The sequence below is a fragment of the Luteimonas sp. TWI382 genome, assembly GCF_039674545.1.
In the GTDB taxonomy this organism is placed as follows: domain Bacteria; phylum Pseudomonadota; class Gammaproteobacteria; order Xanthomonadales; family Xanthomonadaceae; genus Luteimonas.
Genome location: NZ_JBDJNS010000073.1, coordinates 1 through 220, shown reverse-complemented (window position 1 = coordinate 220; position 220 = coordinate 1). Strand labels below are relative to the sequence as shown.

General features: G+C 64.1%; 1 protein-coding gene. It reads left to right on the top strand.

Annotation, left to right across the window (positions count from 1 at the left end):
• Positions 1-220 (top strand): isopeptide-forming domain-containing fimbrial protein (locus ABE505_RS17125; RefSeq protein WP_346445868.1); only part of this gene is annotated, 220 nt, incomplete at both ends.

Sequence of the window (220 nt, the reverse complement as noted above, 5' to 3'; positions counted from 1 at the left end):
CAACGATCCCGAGCCGGTCTGCACCTCCTGCGAGACCGAGCATCCGGTCGTTGCGACCTCGATCACCGTGGCGAAGACCTCGAATCCGGCGACAGGTAGCGAAGTGTCGCCTGGCGACACGCTGACCTATACGCTGACGGCGACGGTCGCCAATTCGGCGACGACTGAGGTTCTCACGCTGAGCGATACGCTCGGCACGGGCCTAACCTTTGGGTCGGTC